The following is a 22,307-nucleotide window of genomic DNA, read 5'->3' as shown; positions in this document are numbered from 1 at the left end:
GCGGCTGACTATCCTTATTCCACCTGGTCGGGATGGTGGGCATCGGGTTGGACCGGGTGGTCGTCGCTGCCGGCATGTTCATGGGGCAGTGTAGGCTGCTGGTACCGGTTGGAATGGCTGCGCTGGATGCTGGGCGCCAGATCCTGCAATTCCAGGAAATTGTCGGCCTGGCGGCGTAACTCGTCGGCCACCATCGGCGGGGTGGAGCGCACGGTGCTGATCACTGTCACGCGCACGCCCTTGCGCTGCACCGCCTCCACCAGCCGGCGGAAGTCGCCATCGCCGGAGAACAGCAGGATATGATCGACATTCTCCGCCATCTCCATCACGTCGATGGCGAGCTCGATGTCCATATTGCCTTTGATCTTGCGCCGGCCGGACGCGTCGGTGAATTCCTTGGTCGGCTTTGTGACCATGGTGTAGCCGTTATAGTCCAGCCAGTCGACCAGCGGACGTATCGGCGAATATTCCTGATCCTCGACCAGTGCCGTATAATAGAAGGCGCGGATCAGACGGCCCTCAGCGGCGAAAAGTTCAAGAAGACGCTTGTAATCAATGTCGAAACCAAGGGAGCGGGCAGCGGCATAGAGGTTCGCGCCGTCGATGAACATGGCCAGCCGTTCTTGCTGGTAGAATATCTTTCTCGCCATTTCTTTCCTCTAAAGAAGATGTGTAAAATGTCTGTCCCGGATTATTCCACCACCGATCATCCCGCCGGGACGGGGAGCTCGGGCGCCGCAAAAGCCATGCACCGGGCATTGGTGCCAGGATCTAGCGGCAGGTGACGAATGATTTCCGGCACGGTATGCCATCGCATGATTGGCAGCAAGCGCCGTGACGCCCTATCCCCGGAGATAGGCGCTCGCGCTTGTGATTTCCAGGAAAACATTCGTGATTTTGATCGCTGTCGGCTCCAATCTCCCTGTCCCCGGCTTGGGCACGCCCGCAGAAATCTGCGCCCGCGCGCTGGCCCGGCTCGACTCCATGGGAATCAGGATTGCCGCCATCTCCCGCTTTTATGAAACGGCCCCTGTCCCCGTCTCCGATCAGCCCTGGTACGTGAATGGCGTGGCCGCCGTCGCCACCGGCCTGGATGCGGCGGAACTGCTGGCCAAACTGCATGAGGTGGAGCAGGAGTTCGGCCGCGTGCGGCGGGAACGGAACGAGGCAAGGGTGCTGGACCTGGATTTGATCGATTACGATGGTGTGATTGATGCCGGCCCGCCCATCCTGCCGCATCCACGCATGGCGGAACGGGCCTTCGTCCTTCTACCGCTGCGCGATGTCGCCCCCGGCTGGCGCCATCCGCGGACGGGGCAGGGGGTCGACGCGTTGATCGCGGCCCTGCCGCCGGAACAGGTCATCCGGCTGCTGCCGGGGATGGTGTCGGGGCTGGAATGACATCCGCGAGGGGCGGGCATCCTTGCAATGGCCGTTTGGGGCTTCTATAAATCAAGGCTTATCCGTCGCTGGAGAGTATCTGGATATGGCCCGCGTTACCGTTGAAGATTGCGTCCTGAAGATCCCGAACCGGTTCGAACTGGTGATGATGGCTGCCCAGCGCGCCCGTGACATCGCTTCGGGCTCGCCCCTGTCGATCGACCGGGACAATGACAAGAACCCCGTCGTGGCCCTGCGCGAGATCGCGGACGAGACGGTGGTTCTGGAGCATCTGAAGAACAGCCTGATCAAGGGCCACCAGCGCGTGCCGGAGCAGGACGAGCCGGAAGAAGAGATCGTCGAGCTGATGGCCGGCGAGACCGCCTGGGGTTCCGACGCCGCGCGCGCCGAGGCCGAGGACGAGCTGGGTGGCGAGATGGACTTCACCGAGGGTGATGTCGGCGCGGCCGATCTGGCCGACGAGGATCTCTAAGCCGACGAGGCCGGGAAGATGGAAGGCCCGTGTTGGCGCGATAAGACCCGGAAAGGCGGTGTAGCATGAGCCGCCAGACCAAGATCATCCGCCAGTACGAACTGGTTGAGCGCGTGATGGGGTACGACCCCAACGCCGACGAGGACGCGCTCAACCGCGCTTACGTCTTCACGATGAAGGCGCATGGCTCGCAAACGCGGGCCAGCGGCGATCCGTATTATGTCCACCCGATATGGGTGGCCTGGCTGTTGACCGAGCTGAAGCTCGACGCCAACAGCATCATTACGGCGCTGCTGCACGACACGGTCGAGGATACGCTGACGACGCTGGAGGAAATCCAGCGTCTATTCGGCCCCGAGGTGGCGCGTCTGGTCGATGGCGTGACCAAGCTGTCGCGCATTGAGCTGCAGAATATCGGTGAGCAGAGCGAAAGCACCAAGCAGGCGGAAAACTTCCGCAAGCTGGTGCTGGCCATGTCGGAGGATATCCGCGTCCTCCTGGTCAAGCTGGCCGACCGCCTGCACAATATGGGCACGATCGAGTATCTGAAGCCCGAGAAGCGCCGCCGCATCGCGCGCGAGACGCTGGAAATCTATGTCCCCCTGGCCGAGCGTATCGGTATCCAGCGCTGGAAGGACCAGCTGGAGGACATGGCGTTCAGGGAACTGAACACCGAAGCCTATGAAAGTATCAAGATCCGCCTGGATGATCTGCAGGCCACCGGCAAGGCCCGCGTGGACCGGATTATCGAGGAATTGGACAAGACCATTCGTTTCGGCAACGAATCGGCCGTGTCGAATGCGGAGATCTATGGGCGGCTGAAATCGCCCTATTCGATCTGGCGCAAGATGCACGCCAAGAATGTGGCGTTCGAACAGCTGTCCGACGTGATGGCCTTCCGCATCGTCGTTGACACGTTGGGCGAATGCTACCAGGCGCTGGGCATCATCCATGCCCGCTATCCGGTCGTGCCGGGCCGGTTCAAGGATTACATCTCCACGCCCAAGCCCAACGGCTACCAATCGATCCACACGACCGTGATCGGGCCGGAGAAGCAGCGCATCGAGGTGCAGATCCGCACCCGCAACATGCATGACGTGGCCGATATGGGCGTGGCCGCCCACTGGTCCTACAAGCAGGGTGCGCCGGTCGAGCAGCCCAAGACGGAAGGCCGCCAATATCGCTGGCTGCGCGAGCTGCTGGATATCCTGGAGCATGCGACGCGGCCGGAAGAGTTCCTGGAGCACACCAAGCTGGAGCTGTTCCAGGACCAGGTGTTCTGCTTCACGCCCAAGGGCGACCTGATCGCCTTGCCGCGCGGCGCCACGCCCGTGGATTTCGCCTATGCTGTCCACAGCCAGGTGGGCGACACCTGCGTGGGCGCCAAGATCAATGGCCGCATGCAGCCGCTGCGCAGCCATTTGCAGAATGGCGACCAGGTGGAGGTGCTGACCTCGAAGAATTCCTCGCCCTCGCCGGACTGGGAAAACTTCGTCATCACCGGCAAGGCGCGGGCCCGCATCCGCCGTTTCATCCGCACCCAGCAACGGGGCGAGCATATCAAGCTGGGCCGCGGCCTGATAGAGCGGGTGTTCAAGCAGGAAGGCTACGAATATTCGGAAAAGGCCTTCGAAGGTGTGCTGAAGATCTATCAGCAGCCCAGCGTGGATGATCTGCTGGCCGCCATCGGCGCCGGTACCACGGGCGTGCGGGATGTCTTCAACTCCATCTTCCCCGGCCACCGCAACGTCAACCCCGTCGTCGCGGACGAGAAGGTGGTGGCGCTGGGCACCAAGCCCAAGCCGGTGGTCAAGGGCAAGGGTACGGCTCCGCTGGCCATCCGCGGCCTGATCCCCGGCATGGCGGTGCATTATGCCCGCTGCTGCCACCCGATCGTGGGCGACCGCATCGTCGGCATCGTCACCACGGGCAAGGGGGTGACGATCCACACGATCGACTGCGAGACGCTGGAAAGCTTCCATGACAGTCCGGAACGCTGGATCGACGTCTCCTGGGACCCGGATGCCGACACGCCCAACGATCTGGTGGGCCGCCTGTCGGTGGTCGTGGCGAACGAGACGGGGGCGCTGGGCACGCTGTCCACGGTCATCGGCAAGAATGCCGGCAACATCACCAATCTGAAGATCACCAACCGCACCAACGACTATTTCGAGATGCTGATCGATGTGGACGTGAAGGACGTCAAGCATCTGACCAACATCATGGCGGCGCTGCGCGCGACACCGGTGATCCATTCGGTAGAGCGTGGACGCTAGAGCATGTTTGCGTGAACGCGAACATGCTCCGGCGGCGACTGCCGCCGTGCCGCACGTGCGGCGTAGCCAAGCGACCGAAGGGCGCGCCGGCGATTGAGTAACAGGGTTCCCGCCTGGTAAGGCGGGGACCACATAAGGAACTTGGCACATCATGTTCAGGCGGCGTGTACCGTTGACCCCGGCCCGGCGTCTCGCCCGACTGCTCTGGCCCTCCATGGGGCTGGTGCGGTCGGGGCGCTATGTCGCCTATCGGGTGGCGCGCATCCAGGGTTCACCCCATTCCATCGCCCTGGGCATCGCCTGGGGCGTGGCCGTGGCCATGACGCCGCTGCTGGGCCTGCATTTCCCGATCGCTTTCGTCCTGGCCTGGGCCAGCCGCGCCAGCATCATGGGCGCCATGGTGGGCACCGTCACAGCCAACCCCTGGACCTTCCCGGCAATCTGGTATTCCAGCTACCGGCTGGGCTGCACCCTGCTGGGCATGGCGCCGGGGCATGATGATCAGGCACGCCTGACCCTGGCCTTCCTGCTTGACCATCCCTGGCAGGTGTTCCTGCCGATGCTGGCCGGCGGGGCGCTGCTGGGGCTGGGGGCGGGGGTCATCGCCTATGCGGTTGCCAAGCCCGTGATCCAGTTCTATCAGGAGAAGCGGCGGGAGCGGCGGCGGGCCGTCATCCTGTTGCGGGGGAAGGAAGTATGATGGGTGCCAAGCCTTTGCGTCTGGGCGTGAACATCGACCATGTGGCCACGGTGCGCAACGCGCGCGGCGGCGACAATCCCTGTCCCGTCCGTGCCGCCTTGCTGGCCGTGGCCGCCGGTGCCGACGGCATCACCGCCCATCTGCGTGAGGATCGCCGCCATATCAGGGACGAGGATATCGACCGGCTGATGGCGGAACTGCACAAGCCTCTGAATCTGGAGATGGCGGCGACGGAGGAGATGCTGGCGATCGCGCTGCGCCACCGTCCCCATGCCGTCTGCCTGGTTCCGGAAAAGCGGGAGGAGCGGACGACGGAGGGTGGGCTGGATGTCATCGGCAAGAGCAATGAACTGGGGCCCTATGTGGGCCGTCTGACCGATGCCGGCATCCGCGTCTCCATCTTCATCGGCGCCGATCCGGCCCAACTCGACATGGCCCGCGCCCTGGGCGCTCCCGTCGTGGAACTGCATACCGGTGCCTATGCCGATGCGCCCACGGGGCCGGCGCGCGATGCTGAACTGGCCAAGCTGGTCGCTGCCGCTGCGCATGCCGAGGCGATCGGCCTGGAATGCCATGCCGGTCACGGCCTGACCTTCGCCAATGTCGGCCCCGTGGCCGCCATCCAGTCCGTGGTGGAGTTGAATATCGGCCATTTCATGATGGGGGAGGCGATCTTCATCGGCCTGCCCGCCACCATCGCCGAGATGCGGTCGCGCATGGATGCCGGCCGCCGTTCGGGGGCCGCATGATCCTGGGCATCGGCAGCGATCTGGTCGATATCCGCCGCATCCAGGCAAGCCTGGACCGGTTCGGCGACCGTTTCGCCGCCCGCGTCTTCACCGATGCCGAACGGGCTCGCGCCGACGCGTCGGGTAGCGCCACCGTGCGCGCCGCGACATATGCCAAGCGCTTCGCCGCCAAGGAGGCGGCGACCAAGGCGTTGGGCACCGGCTATGCGGCCGGCGTGCATTTCAAGGATATCGAGGTCCTGTCCGACGGCAAGGCCAAGCCCGTCCTGCGCCTGACCGGCGGGGCGCTGGAACGGCTGAACCTGCTGGTGCCGTCCGGCATGGCGCCGCGCATCGACCTGTCGATGACGGACGAGTTGCCCTATGCCCAGGCCTTCGTCGTCATTTCCGCCCAGGCGCCGGTGTGATCCATGGAACAGCCGCAGCGCCGCCAGCCGCCGCTTGAGCCGGAGACCCTGCCGCCCCTGGTGGAGACCCGTCCCCACCATGTGGGCGGCGGCTGGGGGGAGACGCTGCGCATCATCCTAGCCACCATCGCCGTGGTCATCGGTGTGCGCACATTGACGTTCGAGGCGTTCAACATCCCCAGCGGATCGATGGTGCCCACCCTGCTGGTCGGCGATTATCTGTTCGTGAACAAGGCGGCCTATGGCTACAGCCGCTATTCGCTGCCGGGCTTCCTGCGCTTCGGGGATGCAGCGCCGCCGGTCACCAAGGATTGCAAGGCAGCCCCCGGCCGCCTGTTCGGCAGCCTGCCGGAACGCGGCGACGTGGCGGTGTTCAAGCTGCCCAAGGATACCGGCGTCGATTATATCAAGCGCATCGTCGGCCTGCCCTGCGACCGTTTGCAGATGATCGGCGGTGCGCTTTATGTGAACGGGGAGATGGCGGCACGGGTCCGCGCCCCCGACTTCGTCCTGCATGAAGGGTTCGGCGGCGCCTTCACCGCCCCGCAATATATCGAGACCTTGCCCGGTGGCCGTACCCATCCGGTGATCGAGATGTCGGGTGACCAGGGGCTGCTGGATGACACGCCGGTCTTCACCGTGCCGCCCGGTTACGTGTTCGGCATGGGCGACAGCCGCGACAATTCGCAGGACAGCCGCGTGCCGGAGGTGGTGGGCTTCGTGCCCGTGGAGAACCTGGTCGGCCGCGCCACCTATATCTTCCTGTCGGTGAAGGAGGAGGAAAGCCTGTGGCGCTTCTGGCGCTGGGGCCGGTCCATCCGCACCGAACGGTTCTGGGAAAGGGTCGAGTGATGGAACTGGATGCGTTGCAGGAAATCCTGGGCCATCGTTTCAAGGATACAGCCCGCCTGACCGAGGCGCTGACCCACCCGTCGGTGGGCGGGGTCAGCCGCAAGGCCGTGGGCAAGGGCTATGAGCGGCTGGAATTCTTAGGCGATCGCGTCCTGGGTCTGGTGGTGGCCGAATGGCTGCTGGAACGGTTTCCCAAGGAACAGGAAGGGGCCTTGGCCCGCCGCCTGACCGCCCTGGTGCGGGCCGAAGCGCTGGTGGTGGTGGCCGGCCGTATCGGGCTGGGCCAGTATCTGCGTCTGGCACCGGGTGAGCAGGCGGGTGAGGTGAAGCCCGCCATCCTGGCCGATGCGTGCGAGGCGGTGATCGGTGCCCTCTATCTCGATGGCGGGCTAGACGCGGCCAGGGGCTTTATCCGCAAGCACTGGGATGCGGCTTTGGAGGGGGCCAAGGCGGCACCCCCGCAGGACCCGAAGACCGGCCTCCAGGAATGGGCGCTGGCGCGCGGACAGAAACTGCCGCTTTATACGGATATCGGCCGCACCGGGCCGGACCATGCCCCCGTCTTCCAGGTCAGCGTGACCGTGGAGGGGCATGAGCCGTCGGTGGCAACCGGCCCCTCCAAGCGCGTGGCGGAGAAGACCGCCGCCGAAGCCCTGCTTTCCCGGATTCGCAATACATGACCGACAGCGACGATATCGTTTCCCGTTTTCTTTCCGGCCAGGATGCCAGCGGTGACACGCCGGCCCGTCCGGCCCCCACCCATCCGCGCTGCGGCTTCGTGGCGCTGGTGGGCGCCCCCAACGCGGGCAAGTCGACGCTGTTGAACGCGCTTGTCGGTACCAAGGTCTCCATCGTCAGCCCCAAGGTCCAGACCACGCGGAGCCGCGTGCTGGGCATCGGCATGGTCGATGACAGCCAGATCCTCTATGTCGACACGCCGGGCATCTTCACGCCCAAGAAGCGGCTGGAACGCGCCATGGTCGCCGCCGCCTGGCAGGGTGCCACGGATGCCGATCAGGTGGCCGTGCTGTTCGATGCCAGCCAACGCCGCATCGATGAAGACACCAAGGGCATCGTCGAGAAGCTGAAGGAAGCCGGGCGCAAGGCCGTGCTGATCCTGAACAAGATTGACCTTATCAAGCGCGAGCGCCTGCTGGCCCTGGCGTCGGAATTCGCCGAGTTCGATATCTTCACCGACACGTTCATGGTCTCGGCCCTGACCGGTGACGGGCTGGAAGGGCTGTTGAAGTTCTTTGCCGGTGCCGTGCCGGAAGGCCCCTGGCTCTATCCGCCCGACCAGCTTTCCGACATGCCGGAACGCCTGCTGGCGGCGGAAATCACGCGTGAGAAGCTGTTCCTCCAGCTTCACCAGGAAGTGCCGTATGCCACCAGCGTGGAAACGGAAACCTGGGAGGAGTTCGAAAACGGCTCCGTCCGCATCGGCCAGGTCATCTATGTCCAGCGCGACACGCAGAAGGCCATCATCCTGGGCAAGGGCGGTGCGCGCATCAAGCAGATCAGTACCGCTGCGCGTGTGGAAATGACCGAATTCCTGGGGCGTCCCGTGCACCTGATGCTGTTCGTGAAGCTGCGCGAGAACTGGGCCGACGAACGCGACCAGTACGAGCCCTGGGGGCTGGATTACAACGCGTGAATTACAACTCGTGAATTACAACGCGTGAGGTGCCTACGGGAGCCCCTTACCGCGGCGTGCCCACCACCGCCGGTGCCGGCTGTACCGTCGGTCGTGGTGCGGCCGCCGGCGGGGCGGAACTGCCGGCACCCGGCGGCGCGATGGAGCCGCTATGGGTAGCGCCGGCATTGTTGCCCCGGCCGGCGCCGGGCGCTGCCCCGCTCAGCAGGTTGTCGCGCAGCAGCACGATGGAGATGCGGCGGTTGCGGGGTGAATTCGGCTCATCCTTGAACAGATGGTCGCGGTCCGCACGGCCCACCACCGTCTCGAACCGGCTGTCGGGCACGCCGGTGGCTTCCAGCGCGCGGCGCGTGGCGTTGGCGCGGTCGGTGGACAATTCCCAGTTGGTGTAGGATGTGCTGGCCCCGAACGGGATGCTGTCCGTATGGCCGCTGACCGACAGCTTGTTGGGCAGCTTGCCCACCGCCTGCGCCACCTGTGACATCAACTGCGCCGTCTGCGGCAACATCTTGGAACTGCCCGACGGGAACATGGAATAGCCTTCCTGGTCGACAAGCTGGATGCGCAGGCCCTCCGGCGTCTTGTCGATGATCAGGTTCTGTGCCAGGTCGCGCAGTTCGGGGACCTGCTGTATGGCCTGGCGCAGTTCCGCTTCGGCCTGCGCGAACTGCGCATCCTCGTGCTTGGCCAGCGCTTCCTTCAACTCCTGCTCGTCCACCTGGCCGTCCTTGTTCTTGTCGGCGGCTTCCTTCTCGCCGGCGCGTTCCAGCACGGCCAGACCATTCACCACGTCGCCGCGGGTCCAGCCGCCTTCCTTCTCCCCCGCACCCTTGCCGGTCGTTTCCTTCTGCGTGGGGCTGCCGGCGGAACTGTCCTGGCTGTCGTCCGTCTGTTCCTGCGAATTGGCGGCGGCGGGCATGGTTGGGGTGGGGACGGTGACGCCGGGCGGGCTGCTGGCATTGACCATGGCGCCATCCACCCGGATGGTCTGGCCACCCAGGACGCCGCCGGAGCCGCTGGTCTGTTTCGATGCGCTGGCCGGGCTGAAATAATCGGCGATGCCCATCTTCTGTTCGGCTGTGGTCACGTTCAGCAGCCACAGCAGCAGGAAGAAGGCCATCATCGCGGTCACGAAGTCGGCATAGGCCACCTTCCAGGCGCCGCCATGGTGCCCTTCGCCGCCCTTGTTGATCTTCTTGATGATGATGGGGGCTTTTTCTTCGACGCCGGCCACTATCCGTTCCACTGCGATGATGATCGGTGGGCAGTGTAGCAAGCGGCGGCGCGCCGGTCACGGGGCTTGCGGCTTGCACACCAACCCCAAGCCGGGTTAACCCGTAGAAGCACAGAGGATGGGGAGCCTGCACGGCATGAGTTTCGACCAGCGCGCCTTCCGTGACACACTGGGATGCTTCGCCACCGGGGTCTGCATCGCGTCCGCCACCGGGCCGGATGGGCAGCCCGTGGGCCTGACGGTGAATTCCTTCACCTCCGTCTCACTGGACCCGCCGCTGGTTTTGTTCTGCCTGGATAACCGGTCGGAAAGCCTGTCGGCCTTCCTGGACGCGCCGGGTTTTGCGCTGTCCATCCTGGCCGATGACCAGCGTCCGCTCTCTTCCACCTTCGCCCGGGCGCCGCAGGCCGTGCGGTGGGATGGGGTGCCGGCCGTGCGGGGGCAGGGGGGCGCACCGCTGATCCAGGGTGCCCTGGCTGTGCTGGATTGCGCACGCCACGCCGTGCATGAGGGTGGGGATCATACGATCCTGGTCGGCCGCGTGCTGGGTTTCGCCAACCGGCCGGGGGCACCGCTGCTCTATTACCGGGGCACATACGCCGCGCTGGCATCATGAACGATGTTGAAACATGATTCATGTTTCAGTAATTTGCAATACCGTTTCCCGCCGGAGTGTCCTGTCCCATGTCCAGCTTTGTCGATAAATCCTGCCAGGGCCTGTCGGCGACCGGGTTCCATCGCATCGCCTATCGCGAATGGGGGACGGGTCCGCGCGCCATCGTCTGCGTGCATGGGCTGACGCGCAATGGCCGGGATTTCGACGTGCTGGCTGCCGATCTGGCCGACAGCCTGAATGCGCGCATCATCTGCCCCGATGTGGTGGGGCGGGGCCGGTCGGGCCGGCTGGCCAATCCCGACAATTACAGCTATGCGCAATATCTGGCCGATATGGCGGTACTGCTGGCCCGGCTGGATGTGGAACAGGTGGATTGGGTCGGTACCTCCATGGGCGGGCTGATCGGCATGATGCTGGCGGCCCAGCCAAACAGCCCCATCCGCCGGCTGGTCATCAATGATGTCGGCCCCTTCATCCCGCAGCGCGCGCTGGAACGGATCGGCGATTATGTCGGCCTGGACCCGGTCTTCGCCGATGTGCCGGCGGTGGAAACCTATCTGCGCAAGCGGTATGAGGGGTTTGGCGCCCTGACCGACCCGCAATGGCGGCGGATGGCAGAGGCCAGCAGCGATGCGCAGCCCGATGGTTCCTATCGTCTGGCGTTCGATCCCGGTATTTCCCGCATCTTCCGCACCAGCGCCATCACCGACCTGGATCTCTGGCCGCTCTGGTCGATGATCCGGCAGCCCGTGCTGGTGGTACGTGGTGCCCGGTCAGATCTGCTGCTGGCCGAAACGGCGGAACGGATGACGCGGGAAGGGCCGCGCGCCAGCCTGTATCTGGTGCCCGATGCCGGCCATGCCCCCGCCCTGATGGCCGCGGACCAGATCGCCGCCGTGCGCGGCTTCCTGACCGATAATGGCTGAACAGGGAGCTTTCCCGCCCTTCCGTCCGCGCTTTCCCTGGTGGGGGCGGCATCTGCAGACCGTGCGCAACACGGTGGCCAAGCCCGCCCATTCGCTGCCACCGGGGCGGGAGATGCGCTTTGCCATGCCGGATGGCAGCGGTGACGTGTTGCTGGGTCGTCTCAACTTTCCCGGTGATGCGCCGGAGTCCGAAAAACCTCTGGCTGTATTGCTGCATGGTTTGACGGGTAGCGAGGACAGTTTCTATGTCCGCGCCACCACGCGCCTGCTGCTGGGCCGGGGCCATCCCGTCCTGCGCCTGAACTTGCGCGGGGCGGGGTCATCGGCGTCACTCTGCTCCCGCCGCTACCATGCCGGGCGCACCGGCGATGTGCGGGCGGTGCTGGCCGGGCTGTCTCCTGACCTCACTGCCAACGGCGTCATCCTTGTCGGCTGGTCGTTGGGCGGCAATTGCACGCTGAAATTCCTGGGCGAGGGGGATTTCCCCGTGCCCGTGCTGGCGGGTGCCGCCATCTCCGCCCCCATCGATCTGGCGGCCAGCAGCCGCCTGTTCGGCGCGCGTCCCAACCGGCTCTACCATAACCGCCTGCTGGGCCAGATGAAGGCCGACATGCAGGCCAACCGCGCCCTGGTCGGCGACCGCTGGGCCGATGCGGCCCTGTCGGCGATCGACCTGTGGGATTTCGACGACAAGGTGGTGGCCCCCTGGAACGGCTGGGCCGACGCGCCGGAATATTACCGGGTCAATTCGGCCCTCGCCTTCCTACTGCGCATCCAGGTGCCCACCCTGGTGGTCCATGCCCTGGACGATCCCTGGATACCGCCCGCCGCCTATCGCGACTTCCCCTGGTCCGCCAACCCCCGGCTGCACCCGGCCATCAGCCGCTGCGGCGGGCATGTCGGGTTCCACGGGGCGGATGGCATCTGGTCCGACCGCTGCCTCGACCTGTTCCTGTCCCGCCTGTAACAGGATTGTCATGTGACGCGGCTACCCTGTCCCCTTGATCGGGCGGAGGGTTTGATGCGGGTTCTGCTGTTGCTGACATGCCTTTCCCTGGCCCTTCCAGTCCATGCCCAGGACAAACCCGTCGATCCCGCTTTAACCGGATGGCTGTCCAACACGCCCGTCACCCTGCTGGATTGGGGCATGCTGCGCCTGGACCGGGAGGTACGGCAGGCGGCCACCGCCCTGGGCCTGAAGGATGGGCGCGACGGGGCGGTGAAGGTGGGCACGCTCTACCGCCCCTTCGACCGGCGGGTCCTGGCCTATCTATCCCTGCCCATGAATGCACGCGAACGCAGCCTGGCCCGCTGCCGGGACCTCTACACCTTGCTCCGCGATCACCTGCTGGCAGGCGCTCCCGCCGGCATGTCGGGTGCGGGCTGGTACCTGCAGCGCGTCTTCGGCTCCGACACGCGCGGCCCCGGCGGCAACCGCCCGGAACCGTTCGCGGAGATGCTGACCAACATGGTGCTGCTGGAGGTGACCCTGCGTGTGCCCGAAGCCGATGCTTTCGGCAACGGCCCGCCCAAGATCACCTGCGCCGGCCGCCTGGACCAGGAGGAAGCGGCCGAGGTGCCGCCCTGGCGCCCACCGAGTTAACTACGCTCGCGCAGCAGCTTCGCCGCATCGACCGCGCCATAGGTCAGCACGGCGTCGGTGCCTGCCCGTTTGAAGCCCAGCAGGGTTTCCAGCAACGCGGCGTCGTAATTCAGCCAGCCATTGGCGCTGGCGGCGCGCAGCATCGCGTATTCGCCGCTGACATGATAGGCGAAGGTGGGGACGCGGAATTCGTCCTTCACGCGGCGGATGATGTCCAGATAGGGCATGCCCGGCTTCACCATCACCATGTCCGCGCCCTCGGCGATGTCCAGCGCCACCTCGCGCAGGGCCTCGTCGCTGTTGGCGGCATCCATCTGGTAGGTCTTCTTGTCCCCCTTCAGCAGGCCGCCGGTCTGCACCGCCTCGCGGAACGGACCGTAAAAGGCGGATGCGTATTTGGCAGCATAGGCGCAGATGCAGGTCAGGCTGTGCCCGCCGCCCTCCAGCGCGTCGCGGATGGCGCCGATGCGGCCATCCATCATATCCGACGGGGCGACGATATCGCAGCCGGCCTCGGCCTGGACCAGGGCCTGGCGCACCAGCGCCTCCACCGTCTCTTCGTTCAGGACATATCCGTCCTTCACGATGCCGTCATGGCCATGGCTGGTATAGGGGTCCAGCGCCACATCGCCCAGGATGCCGATATCCGGCACCTCGCGCTTGATGGCACGGATGGCCCGGCACATCAGATTGTCCGGATTGCCGGCCTCGCGCCCCTCCGGGTCCTTCCTGTCCAGCGGCAGGACGGGAAACAGGGCGACGCAGGGGATGCCCAGATCGCGGGCCTGGGCCACGGCCGGTACCAGCAGATCCAGCGACAGACGTTCCACGCCCGGCATGCTGGCGATGGGTTGGCGCTGGTTCTCGCCATCCACGGCGAAGACCGGCCAGATCAGGTCGTCCACCGACAACCGGTTCTCCGCCATCAGCCGGCGGGTCCAGCCATCCACGCGGTTGCGACGCGGGCGGGTGCGGGGAAAGCTCTGGGTGGAGGTCGGCATGGAACAGCCCTGCTGGATGACGAAAGCTGGCCGGATGCTACGCCCGCCTTACCCCGTCCCGCAACAACGCTGCCTGCGGCCATTGCGCCGTAGGTCAGGCCGAGCCGAAGGCGAGCCCTGATAGAAACGGATTGAAAGCAACGCTGTCACGGCTCGCCTTCGGCTCGACCTGACCTACGCGATCAAAGCCCCAGGAATTCATGCACGGCATAGATCATCACCTTGAAGGTGACGACGATGAAGCCGAAGGCCACGATGGTGCTGGCCACGGCGGCGATGTAACCAGCGATGACCGCGACGCCGTCGCGCTCCATCACCGCCAGCGCGATCAGCGCCACGGCGATGGAGGGAAACATGTTGCCCATGAAGATCGGCAGGATCAGGACGCCGGCCAGGAACAGCACGACCAGCCCCGCGAACCGTTCCATCCAGCCTTCGACCATATAGGTGAGGCGCGGCCGGGTGATCCGTTCCACCTTGCGCAGCCAGGGGGCACACTTGTTCAGGACGGCCAGCAGGTCGGCCCGTGCCACGCTACGCCGGCGCAGGAAAGCGGGCAGCCAGGGATGCGGATGGCCGATCACCATCTGCAATGCGAAGAACAGCATGGGCGTGCCCGTCACCGCCGACATGCCGGGCGGGGCGGGGATGATGGTGGGTAGGGCCAGCAGCATGAACAGGATGCCATAGGCCCGCTCGCCCAGCCCGTCGATCAACTGGCCGATGCTGATCCGTTCGCCCTCCACCTTCGCGATCGTGTCGAACAGCACGTCGGTGGTCCGCTTGGGCGCCGTCCTTCCGGCTCCTTCGTTCCTGGCGGTGCTGGCCTCTGGCGACAGCCCATCGGCATCAGGCGGTAATTGCGTGTCCAAGATCAACCTTCAATCCCGACGGAACCGCATTCCGTCGGTACCCTATACGCCATCCGGGTTACCGGATCGTGATAGGGCACCTGCGGCGCGATGCCCCATCATAGCAAACGCGGGATATGGGGGTCTTCATCCCAGATTGAAACGGGTGATGGCCGCTGCAATGTCATCGCCGAATGTCGCGCCCAGCCGGATGACCCCGGCATCGGCCGGAACGCCCTTCAACTGGTCGGCTCCCATGCTGGTCATCAGGGCGGCGGGAACGTGGCTGGTCACCGACATGGCGCGCAGACCGCGGATCAGGTCGATGCCGCCCAGACCGTCCATGACGGCCGATGCGATCACCATGTCCGGCGGCATGCGCACGGCGATGGAAATGGCCTCGATCGGGTCGGGGACGATGTTGACGCGGAAGCCGCAGGCCGCCAGCTCCGCCGCCGCCTTGCGGGCCACCAGCTTGTTCGGCGTCACCAGCATGATTTCCACATCGCGCACCTCGACATCGGTGATGTCGAATTCAAAGCGCGTGGGCAGGCGGCGGATGATCTGGTTGGTGGCGGCGATGTCGGGCTGTTCGGCCAGTTCCGCCATCTCGGCGATGCGGTCGGCGAAAATCTGGACATCGGCGACCTGCTTGTCATCCAGGTCCTTCAGGTCGGAGCAATAGGTCTCCAGACGCTGCGCGATCAGGGACACGATGGGATAGCCGAAGGTGGACCCGGCACCCTTCAGCGAATGGATTTCCCGGCGCAGTTCGCGCAGCGCGTCGCCACCCTTGACGGTACCGGCCTTCATCTGGTCCAGCGTGCCATAGATGGAGGACAGCCGGTCGCTGATATAATCGCCGAACTCGGACTTCAGCTGTTCAAGCAGTTCGTCCATATCGACTTCGGCCATTTTTATCTCTCCCATCGGTAGCACATATCCCTGTACCCCGGCGGTGGGGCCGGCATCAAGCCTACAGGGGTAACCCTTGGGTTACAGCCGCCATGCTGAAAAGCCGAGGGCCCGGAAGCGGCTGCCTCCGGGCCCTCGTAGAGGTTCAAAGGCGACCTGTAATCAGGCGGCGCGCTTCAGTTCCAGGTTCTTCCACACCGACAGCAGGGCATCGACCAGATGGTCCATCTTGCGGTCATCATGGAAGGGGGTGGGGGTCAGGCGCAGCCGCTCCGTCCCACGCGGAACGGTGGGATAATTGATCGGCTGCACATAGATGTCGTGATAGCGCAGAAGGTCGTCGCTGGCCTGCTTGCACAGATGCGCGTCACCCACCAGCAGCGGCACGATATGGCTGACCGACGGCATGACCGGCAATCCCGCCTGGGCCAGACGACGCTTCAGGGTGGCGGCGCGCTCCTGATGACGGATGCGGATCTCGTTATGCTCCTTCAGGAACATCACCGAGGCCAGCGCACCGGCGGCCAGCACCGGGGCCAGCGAGGTGGTGAAGATGAAGGACGGTGCGAAGCTGCGCACGCAATCGACCAGGGCGGCGGAGCCGGTGATGTACCCGCCCATCACGCCGAACGCCTTGCCCAGCGTGCCTTCGATGACCGTCAGCCGGTCCATCACGCCCTCGCGCTCGGCCACGCCGGCGCCACGAACGCCATACATGCCAACGGCATGGACTTCGTCCAGATAGGTCATGGCGCCATGCTTTTCCGCCACGTCGCAGATATCCGCGATGGGGGCGATGTCGCCATCCATGGAATAAACGCTTTCGAACGCCACCAGTTTGGGCTGGTTCTTCGGATAGCGCGACAGCAGCGCATCCAGATGCGCCACGTCGTTGTGGCGGAAGATGTGCTTTTCAGCACCCGAGTGGCGGATGCCCTCGATCATCGAATTATGATTCAGCGCGTCGGAGAAGACGACGCAGTTCGGCAGGATGCGGGGCAGGGTGGAAAGCGTCGCCTCGTTGCTGATATAGCCCGAGGTGAACAGCAGCGCCTCTTCCTTGCCGTGCAGGTCGGCCAGCTCACGCTCCAGCATCACATGATAGTGATTGGTGCCGGAGATGTTGCGCGTACCCCCGGCGCCGGCACCGCACTTGTGCAGGCTGTCGACCATGGAGCCGATGACGACGGGATGCTGGCCCATGCCCAGATAATCGTTGGAGCACCAGACGGTGACATCCTTGGGCGGCCCATCCTCACCGTGGAAGGTGGCGGTGGGGAACTCCCCGACGCGGCGTTCAAGATCGGCGAAAATGCGATAACGCCCTTCGCGCTTCAGACCGTCGATCTGGCTCTTGAAAAAGCTCTCGTAATCCATGGGCCGTTGTCCCGTATACGCCACTTTGAGGAGTGTCACGCCGGCTATGCCGTTTGTCCACCCCCTGTTTATTATACCATGGGATGAGCGGGCAAAAGCCTGCGCGACGGCTTGTCGCGCCGTCCCCCGACATTGCCGACGGGCGACTGACCCGAACCATGACGGCAAACCGTGAACACCGCGTTGATTTCGGTCAATTCATCGTTCTGTCCAAGAGGCTTTTCACGCATGGCTACGGTGCGGACAGACATTGTCGGGTGTGTTTTGGCCTGCAGATATTGCGATCGTCGGCAGGCAAGGTTGGAAAACCCTCACCCCACCAGTTCATCGCGTGCCAGATCCAGCATCGGCAGGAAAGCCGTATGTTCCTGCGCCCCGGCCAGGGCATAGCGCCGGTCGAAGATGTAGCAGGGCACGGCCTGCACTCCCAGCTGGCGGGCCTGGGCGTCGCTGCCGCGTACGGCCGCCATGTCGGCCTGGCCCTCCAGATGGTCCAGCACCGCGGCCGGGTCCAGCCCCTGTTCGGCGGCGATCCGGGCCAGGATGGGGATGTCGCCGATATCGCGGCCCTGTTGGAAATAGGCCCGGAACAGGGCCATGGCCATGTCGGTGGCCTTGCCCCAGCGTTCGGCGAAACGGACCAGCCGGTGTGCCTGTAGCGTGCTGGGGATGCGGCGGATCAGGTCCAGGCGCAGGAACAGCCCCTCGCGCGATGCCGCCTGTTCCACCACGGCATTCATCTGCCGCACCCGTTCCGGCCCGCCGAACTTGGCGGTGAAATACAAGTCGCGATCCATGCCCTCGGCCGGTAGGTCGGGGTTCAGCTGGAACGGCATCCAGCGGATATCGACCCGCACGCCCGGCCGTTCGGCCAGCGCCCGGTCCAGTCGGACCTTGCCCAGGAAGCACCAGGGACAGATCAGGTCGGAATAGATCTCGATCAGCATGCCCATCCCCGATGCCCCGGCGCCACACCACACCATATAACCCCATTTGGTTACCGGGGCGAGGGGGCGGCACCGCGTATGATCCATTGCAAGGACAACCGTACGGGATCATGATGTGAAAAATTTGTGAAGGTCGGGCGGTTTGGGAACCCCATAATGACCAATATCCTGACGGGTGCGCAGCTCGCCGCCGCCTTCGTCGGCCATGCCACCCTGCTGCTGGCCGTCAACCTGACCCATGACCTCGACCCGGTTCTGGCGGGCTTCCTGCCGGCCGAGGTGCCGGCGGCGGACGAGTTGCTGGATGATCAGGTGCTGATCGGCCAGGTGATCCGCGCCCCGCGTGGCGATACAAGGCTGGAGCGGACGCTGGCCTGGCTGGAGCAGGTCTGGTTCACCATGCCGGATCGTTCGGCGGTGTTGCCCCTGGTAAGCCAGGAACTGGACATGCGCCGGCACACGCCGGTGATCTTCGATCTGGATGATGGTTTGATCCGGGCCGCCAACACGCTGGACATGCTGGTCCGGCAATGCGCGGGCCTGATGGATACGGCCCCCCTGGCCGGCATCCTGTCCCTGCTGCGGCAATGGCAGACCGACCGGCGGCGGGAGACGCTGCTGGAACTGGAACGGCGCTGCCTGCCCCTGTTGGGGATGGAGGATGGCACGCCGGCCGCCGAACAGGTGCGCCGCATCCGCTTCCTGGCCCTGGAAGGGGCCCTGCCGGCGGACGAGTACCTGACCCTGCATTTCGATCCGCAGGCGCTGGGCGATTGGGACATGGCCGAACTGACCCGCCTGATCCGCACCCGTTACCCGCTGCTGCGTCGGCAGGATGTGGAGCAGATGGTAGCCGCCAACGCAGCACCGGTCCGGGCGGCGGTCGCTTAGATCAACCCAGTTGGCGCGTTGAGCGCCCGCGCACTTGTGTGCAGGTAAGCCAAGCCGCCGGAGGCGACCCCCGGCGCCTGTATTAAGGCGTGTTCAGCGCGCCGGCCAGCGACTGTGCTTCGGGCCGGTAGAAATGCCGGTCGACCAGGATGGCGCGCGGCTGGGTCTTCTGGCCGTAGAACTTGTCGTTGAACTCGCTGCGCGGCGCGATGACCGAACCTTCCACGGCCATGCCACCGAACAGGCCGCTGGTCTTGGCATAGACATAGATATCCGCCGACAGGCCGACGCCGTAGGAGGCGCCGACGCCGGTGCCCAACTCGCCCAGCGCGACATTGGCGTCGGCACCCAGCTTCACCTTGCGATCGATGACGGCGTCCAGGCCCTTCTGGGTCATGATCACCATCATCATCTCCGACGCCTGGCCGCCGAACTGCAGGCCGAAGCTGGCCTCGGCCAGGGTATAGAAGGCGGGGCCGCTCCAGGCGCCGTCATCGCCGCGGGCCACCATGACGCCGGTGCCGCCGCCGCCGCCCACGAAGAAGCCGGCCTGGATGACGTTGGGCAGGATCAGCACGGCGCGCGCACGGCCGACCAGGGTCTTGAGATCCTTGTATTGCGGATCGGTCAGCAGGGTCAGCGCCGTGACCCGTGCCCGTTCCACCATCAGTTCGGGTTCCGTCAGGGCCTGGGCCGGACGCACCAGGGCGGACACCGCCAGGGTCAGGCCGAACAGTGCCATCACGAACCGCTTCATCTCTTTGCTCCCTTATTTGGCGAACATTATTCTCAATGCCCGCATTGCCTAGCCAACGCAAGCGGCCCTAACAGGGCGGAATATTGGCGCCCATAAGGCGCCACTGCCCCGAACCATCATCAAGACGCAGATGATCCAGCCGGAACAGGTGCCAGTGATCGACGGCCACGGACAGTACCCCCGCCGGGGCCAAACCCAGCGCCAAAGCCAGTGCGGCGCGGATGGGACCGGCATGGCCGATCATTACGATGTCGCGCCCCGCATGCGCATCCGTCTCGCGATGGATGGCCGCGTGTATCCGATCACAGAGAGCGGCAAAGCTTTCTCCGCCCGGCGGAATGTTGCTGGCCGGGTCCCGCCAGAAGCGCTCGGCCACTTCCCGCTCACTGTCCCAGATCTCGCCATGGGTCCGCCCCTGCCACTGGCCGAAATCCTGTTCGGTCAGATCGGGCACGCAGATGGTTGGCTGGTCGGGTGCCAGTGCCGCCGCCGACCGGCCCGTACGCGACAGGGATGTGGTCAGCCAGATGGCATCCAGGGGCAGCCGCTTGCGGGCCCCATATATCATTCCAGTATCGCAAAGATCGACATCCGTATCCAGCCGCCCGGTGATGGTGCCTGCGGGCTGGATCAGCGGCGCATGCCGTACCCACCACCAGCGTGTGACAGCCGCACCACTATTCATGTCGAAGCCGGAACGACTGCTGCCAGGGCCAGGAGGAAGCCGATCTCCCCCATCTGCTGCCCGGCGCCCAGCACGTCGCCCGTAACCCCGCCGATCTGTCGTTTGGCGAGCTGTGCCACCGCCCAGACGGCGGCGGCCGACACGGCCATGACGGCCAGGCTGACCGTGCCGCCATCCAGATGCAGCTTGTTCAGTGTCGTTGCGGCCAGGGTGAAGCCGATCAGCAGGGCTACCAGGGCACGGGCACTGTCCGGCCGCCCCTGGTCCGCCGACACACCCTTCAGCCGGGCATCGGGCAGGGCCAGCTTCACCAGCGGCAGCATCCCGCGCGAAAAGGCGTGGGCACCGATCAGAGCCAGGGCCACGATGCGCGGATCGGCCAGCGTGGCCAGCACGCCGACGCGCGCCAGCACCACCAGGATCAGCGCCATCGACCCATAGGTGCCGACGCGGCTGTCCTTCATGATGGCAAGCTTGGCATCCTTGTCACGCCCGCCGCCGAACCCGTCGGCGACATCGGCCAGCCCATCCTCATGCAGCGCACCGGTCAGCCAGGTCAGGGCTGCCACCGTCACCACGCCGGCCAGCAGCGGTGCCAGACCCGCATAGGTCAGCGCCCAATAGAGCGCGCCGCCCGCCACCCCGATCAGGCAACCGACGATGGGGAACCAGGGCAGGGCGCGGCGATCCAGGTCGGCCGGCCATTCCCCCTTCCAACGCAGGGGCAGGCGGGTCAGGAAGATGGTGGCCGCCATGAATTCCGCGAGCGGATGGGGCCTGTGCTGCTTTGTTGCATCGCTCATGACATCGGTATAGGCCAGTGTGGCCTCTGCCGCCAGCGCCGTTCCGGCCCTGTCACAGGGGGCCAGACGCTAACCATATTCCCGCTGCTTCAGGAAAATCCCCATGTCCGGCCATCACGACCATCCCCATCATCACCATGATGAAGAGGGCCTGCCCTCGCTGGAGGAAATCCGCCGTGTGCTGCCCGATCTGCCGGGCCCGGACCTGGAGGCGGCGACGGCGGCCTTGCAGCGTGAACAGACCCTGCTGAAGCCCTCCGGCGCCCTGGGCCGGCTGGAGGAACTGGTGCAATGGCTGGCCACCTGGCAGGGCAAGGCCCCGCCGGAACTGACCCATCCGCGCATCGTCCTGTTCGCCGGCGCCCATGGCATCGCCGGGCGCGGCGTGTCCGCATATCCGCCCAGCGTGACGGGGCAGATGGTGCAGGCCTTCATCAATGGCCAGGCCGCCATCAACCAGCTGGCCGAACTGCATGACGCCGATCTGCGCGTGCATGAAATGGACCTGGACCATCCTACCGCCGACTTCACCCAAGGAGCGGCGATGAGCGAGGAGGTCTGCGCGCGCGCCGCCGCCTATGGCATGATGGCGGTGGAGCCGGGCCTGCACCTGCTGTGCCTGGGCGAAATGGGCATCGGCAACACCACGTCGGCCGCCGCCCTCTGTGCCGCCCTGTTCGGTGGCCCGGCATCGGATTGGGTCGGTCCCGGCACGGGCGTGGATGCCGAGGGCATCAAGCGCAAGATCGCGGTGGTGGAGGCAGGCCTTGCCGCCAACCCGTTCGCGCTGACCGATCCGTTCGAGGCGCTGCGCTGCCTGGGCGGGCAGGAACTGGCGGCCATCATGGGGGCGATCATCGCCTGCCGTCTGGCGCGGGTGCCCGTGGTGCTGGACGGTTTCGCCTGCACCGCCGCCGCCGCCGTGCTGTACAAGGCCGATCCCAAGGCGCTGGACCATTGCATCGTCGCCCATCGCAGTGCCGAGCCTGGCCATGCCCGCCTGCTGGCCGCTATCAACAAGCGCCCGCTGTTTGAATTCGACATGCGCCTGGGCGAAGGGTCAGGGGCGGCCCTGACCATCCCGGTGCTGAAATCGGCCCTGGCCTGCCACCTGAACATGGCCACCTTCGCGGAGGCCGGCGTGTCGGGCAAAGGCGACAAGCCGGCGGGTTCGGTGCATTGAGGTTCCG

25 protein-coding genes are annotated in these 22,307 nt (G+C 65.5%); 15 read left to right on the top strand and 10 right to left on the bottom strand.

What is annotated here, in order from left to right:
• Window positions 1-14: 14 nt before the first annotated feature.
• The gene (locus ACM9HJ_RS21350) at window positions 15-650 is read right to left on the bottom strand and encodes an NYN domain-containing protein (protein ID WP_416573781.1); all 636 of its coding nucleotides are present in this window, start codon (window positions 648-650) and stop codon (window positions 15-17) included.
• Between the two features lie 220 nt (window positions 651-870).
• Between ACM9HJ_RS21350 and folK the strand changes: the two genes are divergently transcribed.
• The 9 genes from folK (at window position 871) to era (ending at window position 8,511) form a co-directional block, all read left to right on the top strand.
• Window positions 871-1,401, top strand: coding sequence for a 2-amino-4-hydroxy-6-hydroxymethyldihydropteridine diphosphokinase (folK, locus tag ACM9HJ_RS21345; protein ID WP_416573780.1), 531 nt, complete (start codon window positions 871-873; stop codon window positions 1,399-1,401).
• An 85-nt stretch (window positions 1,402-1,486) separates the two neighbouring features.
• On the top strand, window positions 1,487-1,873 hold the full coding sequence (rpoZ, locus tag ACM9HJ_RS21340) for a DNA-directed RNA polymerase subunit omega (RefSeq protein ID WP_416573779.1): 387 nt from the start codon (window positions 1,487-1,489) through the stop codon (window positions 1,871-1,873).
• Between the two features lie 65 nt (window positions 1,874-1,938).
• Window positions 1,939-4,149, top strand: a complete 2,211-nt coding sequence (locus tag ACM9HJ_RS21335; RefSeq protein WP_416573778.1) for a RelA/SpoT family protein — start codon at window positions 1,939-1,941, stop codon at window positions 4,147-4,149.
• Window positions 4,150-4,300: 151 nt separating this feature from the next.
• Entirely contained in the window at window positions 4,301-4,849 is a 549-nt protein-coding gene (locus ACM9HJ_RS21330) for a DUF2062 domain-containing protein (RefSeq protein ID WP_416573777.1), read from the top strand.
• Window positions 4,849-5,598, top strand: coding sequence for a pyridoxine 5'-phosphate synthase (locus ACM9HJ_RS21325; protein WP_416573792.1), 750 nt, complete (start codon window positions 4,849-4,851; stop codon window positions 5,596-5,598). The genes ACM9HJ_RS21330 and ACM9HJ_RS21325 overlap by 1 nt, the downstream gene beginning before the upstream one ends.
• Entirely contained in the window at window positions 5,595-6,005 is a 411-nt protein-coding gene (gene acpS, locus ACM9HJ_RS21320) for a holo-ACP synthase (RefSeq protein WP_416573776.1), read from the top strand. Before ACM9HJ_RS21325 ends, acpS begins: the two co-directional genes overlap by 4 nt.
• Window positions 6,006-6,008: 3 nt before the next feature.
• A complete protein-coding gene (lepB, locus tag ACM9HJ_RS21315; protein ID WP_416573775.1) occupies window positions 6,009-6,857 on the top strand; it encodes a signal peptidase I in 849 nt (282 codons plus the stop codon).
• Window positions 6,857-7,537: a ribonuclease III gene (gene rnc / locus ACM9HJ_RS21310; RefSeq protein ID WP_416573774.1), complete on the top strand. Its 681-nt coding sequence runs from the start codon at window positions 6,857-6,859 to the stop codon at window positions 7,535-7,537. Before lepB ends, rnc begins: the two co-directional genes overlap by 1 nt.
• Complete coding sequence (era, locus tag ACM9HJ_RS21305; protein WP_416573773.1) at window positions 7,534-8,511, top strand: GTPase Era; 978 nt, start codon at window positions 7,534-7,536, stop codon at window positions 8,509-8,511. Before rnc ends, era begins: the two co-directional genes overlap by 4 nt.
• A 46-nt stretch (window positions 8,512-8,557) precedes the next feature.
• On the opposite strand, the gene ACM9HJ_RS21300 is transcribed toward era, so the two are convergent.
• Window positions 8,558-9,745, bottom strand: coding sequence for a flagellar motor protein MotB (locus ACM9HJ_RS21300; RefSeq protein ID WP_416573772.1), 1,188 nt, complete (start codon window positions 9,743-9,745; stop codon window positions 8,558-8,560).
• Window positions 9,746-9,881: 136 nt separating this feature from the next.
• On the opposite strand from ACM9HJ_RS21300, the gene ACM9HJ_RS21295 reads away from it, so the two are divergent.
• From ACM9HJ_RS21295 to ACM9HJ_RS21280, 4 genes are all read left to right on the top strand, one after another.
• On the top strand, window positions 9,882-10,361 hold the full coding sequence (locus tag ACM9HJ_RS21295; RefSeq protein WP_416573771.1) for a flavin reductase family protein: 480 nt from the start codon (window positions 9,882-9,884) through the stop codon (window positions 10,359-10,361).
• Between the two features lie 68 nt (window positions 10,362-10,429).
• A complete protein-coding gene (locus ACM9HJ_RS21290) occupies window positions 10,430-11,287 on the top strand; it encodes an alpha/beta fold hydrolase (protein ID WP_416573770.1) in 858 nt (285 codons plus the stop codon).
• A complete protein-coding gene (locus ACM9HJ_RS21285; RefSeq protein WP_416573769.1) occupies window positions 11,280-12,254 on the top strand; it encodes a YheT family hydrolase in 975 nt (324 codons plus the stop codon). Before ACM9HJ_RS21290 ends, ACM9HJ_RS21285 begins: the two co-directional genes overlap by 8 nt.
• Before the next feature lie 54 nt (window positions 12,255-12,308).
• Complete coding sequence (locus tag ACM9HJ_RS21280; protein WP_416573768.1) at window positions 12,309-12,890, top strand: hypothetical protein; 582 nt, start codon at window positions 12,309-12,311, stop codon at window positions 12,888-12,890.
• Here ACM9HJ_RS21280 and hemB read toward each other — a convergent pair.
• From hemB to ACM9HJ_RS21255, 5 genes are all read right to left on the bottom strand, one after another.
• Entirely contained in the window at window positions 12,887-13,891 is a 1,005-nt protein-coding gene (gene hemB / locus ACM9HJ_RS21275) for a porphobilinogen synthase (protein ID WP_416573767.1), read from the bottom strand. The two genes, ACM9HJ_RS21280 and hemB, sit on opposite strands and share 4 nt — an antisense overlap.
• Before the next feature lie 182 nt (window positions 13,892-14,073).
• Entirely contained in the window at window positions 14,074-14,763 is a 690-nt protein-coding gene (locus ACM9HJ_RS21270) for an exopolysaccharide biosynthesis protein (RefSeq protein ID WP_416573766.1), read from the bottom strand.
• A 126-nt stretch (window positions 14,764-14,889) separates the two neighbouring features.
• Window positions 14,890-15,657 carry an Hpt domain-containing protein gene (locus ACM9HJ_RS21265; RefSeq protein WP_416573765.1) on the bottom strand — a complete coding sequence of 256 codons (768 nt, stop codon included), beginning with the start codon at window positions 15,655-15,657 and terminating at the stop codon, window positions 14,890-14,892.
• Between the two features lie 162 nt (window positions 15,658-15,819).
• Window positions 15,820-17,034, bottom strand: coding sequence for a 5-aminolevulinate synthase (hemA, locus tag ACM9HJ_RS21260; RefSeq protein ID WP_416573764.1), 1,215 nt, complete (start codon window positions 17,032-17,034; stop codon window positions 15,820-15,822).
• 311 nt (window positions 17,035-17,345) lie between these two features.
• The gene (locus ACM9HJ_RS21255; protein ID WP_416573763.1) at window positions 17,346-17,981 is read right to left on the bottom strand and encodes a DsbA family oxidoreductase; all 636 of its coding nucleotides are present in this window, start codon (window positions 17,979-17,981) and stop codon (window positions 17,346-17,348) included.
• A gap of 156 nt (window positions 17,982-18,137) precedes the next feature.
• Here ACM9HJ_RS21255 and ACM9HJ_RS21250 point away from each other — a divergent pair, with 156 nt between their 5' ends.
• Window positions 18,138-18,872 carry a hypothetical protein gene (locus tag ACM9HJ_RS21250; protein ID WP_416573762.1) on the top strand — a complete coding sequence of 245 codons (735 nt, stop codon included), beginning with the start codon at window positions 18,138-18,140 and terminating at the stop codon, window positions 18,870-18,872.
• Window positions 18,873-18,954: 82 nt separating this feature from the next.
• On the opposite strand, the gene ACM9HJ_RS21245 is transcribed toward ACM9HJ_RS21250, so the two are convergent.
• The 3 genes from ACM9HJ_RS21245 to cobS all read right to left on the bottom strand — a co-directional run bounded on the left by ACM9HJ_RS21245 (window position 18,955) and on the right by cobS (window position 21,069).
• Entirely contained in the window at window positions 18,955-19,629 is a 675-nt protein-coding gene (locus tag ACM9HJ_RS21245; protein WP_416573761.1) for a lipid-binding SYLF domain-containing protein, read from the bottom strand.
• 67 nt (window positions 19,630-19,696) lie between these two features.
• Window positions 19,697-20,314, bottom strand: coding sequence for a histidine phosphatase family protein (locus tag ACM9HJ_RS21240; RefSeq protein ID WP_416573760.1), 618 nt, complete (start codon window positions 20,312-20,314; stop codon window positions 19,697-19,699).
• The gene (gene cobS / locus ACM9HJ_RS21235) at window positions 20,311-21,069 is read right to left on the bottom strand and encodes an adenosylcobinamide-GDP ribazoletransferase (protein ID WP_416573759.1); all 759 of its coding nucleotides are present in this window, start codon (window positions 21,067-21,069) and stop codon (window positions 20,311-20,313) included. Before cobS ends, ACM9HJ_RS21240 begins: the two co-directional genes overlap by 4 nt.
• A gap of 151 nt (window positions 21,070-21,220) precedes the next feature.
• On the opposite strand from cobS, the gene cobT reads away from it, so the two are divergent.
• Window positions 21,221-22,300 carry a nicotinate-nucleotide--dimethylbenzimidazole phosphoribosyltransferase gene (gene cobT, locus ACM9HJ_RS21230; protein WP_416573758.1) on the top strand — a complete coding sequence of 360 codons (1,080 nt, stop codon included), beginning with the start codon at window positions 21,221-21,223 and terminating at the stop codon, window positions 22,298-22,300.
• Window positions 22,301-22,307 lie beyond the last annotated feature (7 nt).

The sequence above is a fragment of the Niveispirillum sp. KHB5.9 genome, from assembly GCF_048066115.1.
Classification (GTDB): Bacteria; Pseudomonadota; Alphaproteobacteria; order Azospirillales; family Azospirillaceae; genus Niveispirillum.
This window is presented reverse-complemented; position numbering and strand designations above follow the sequence as displayed.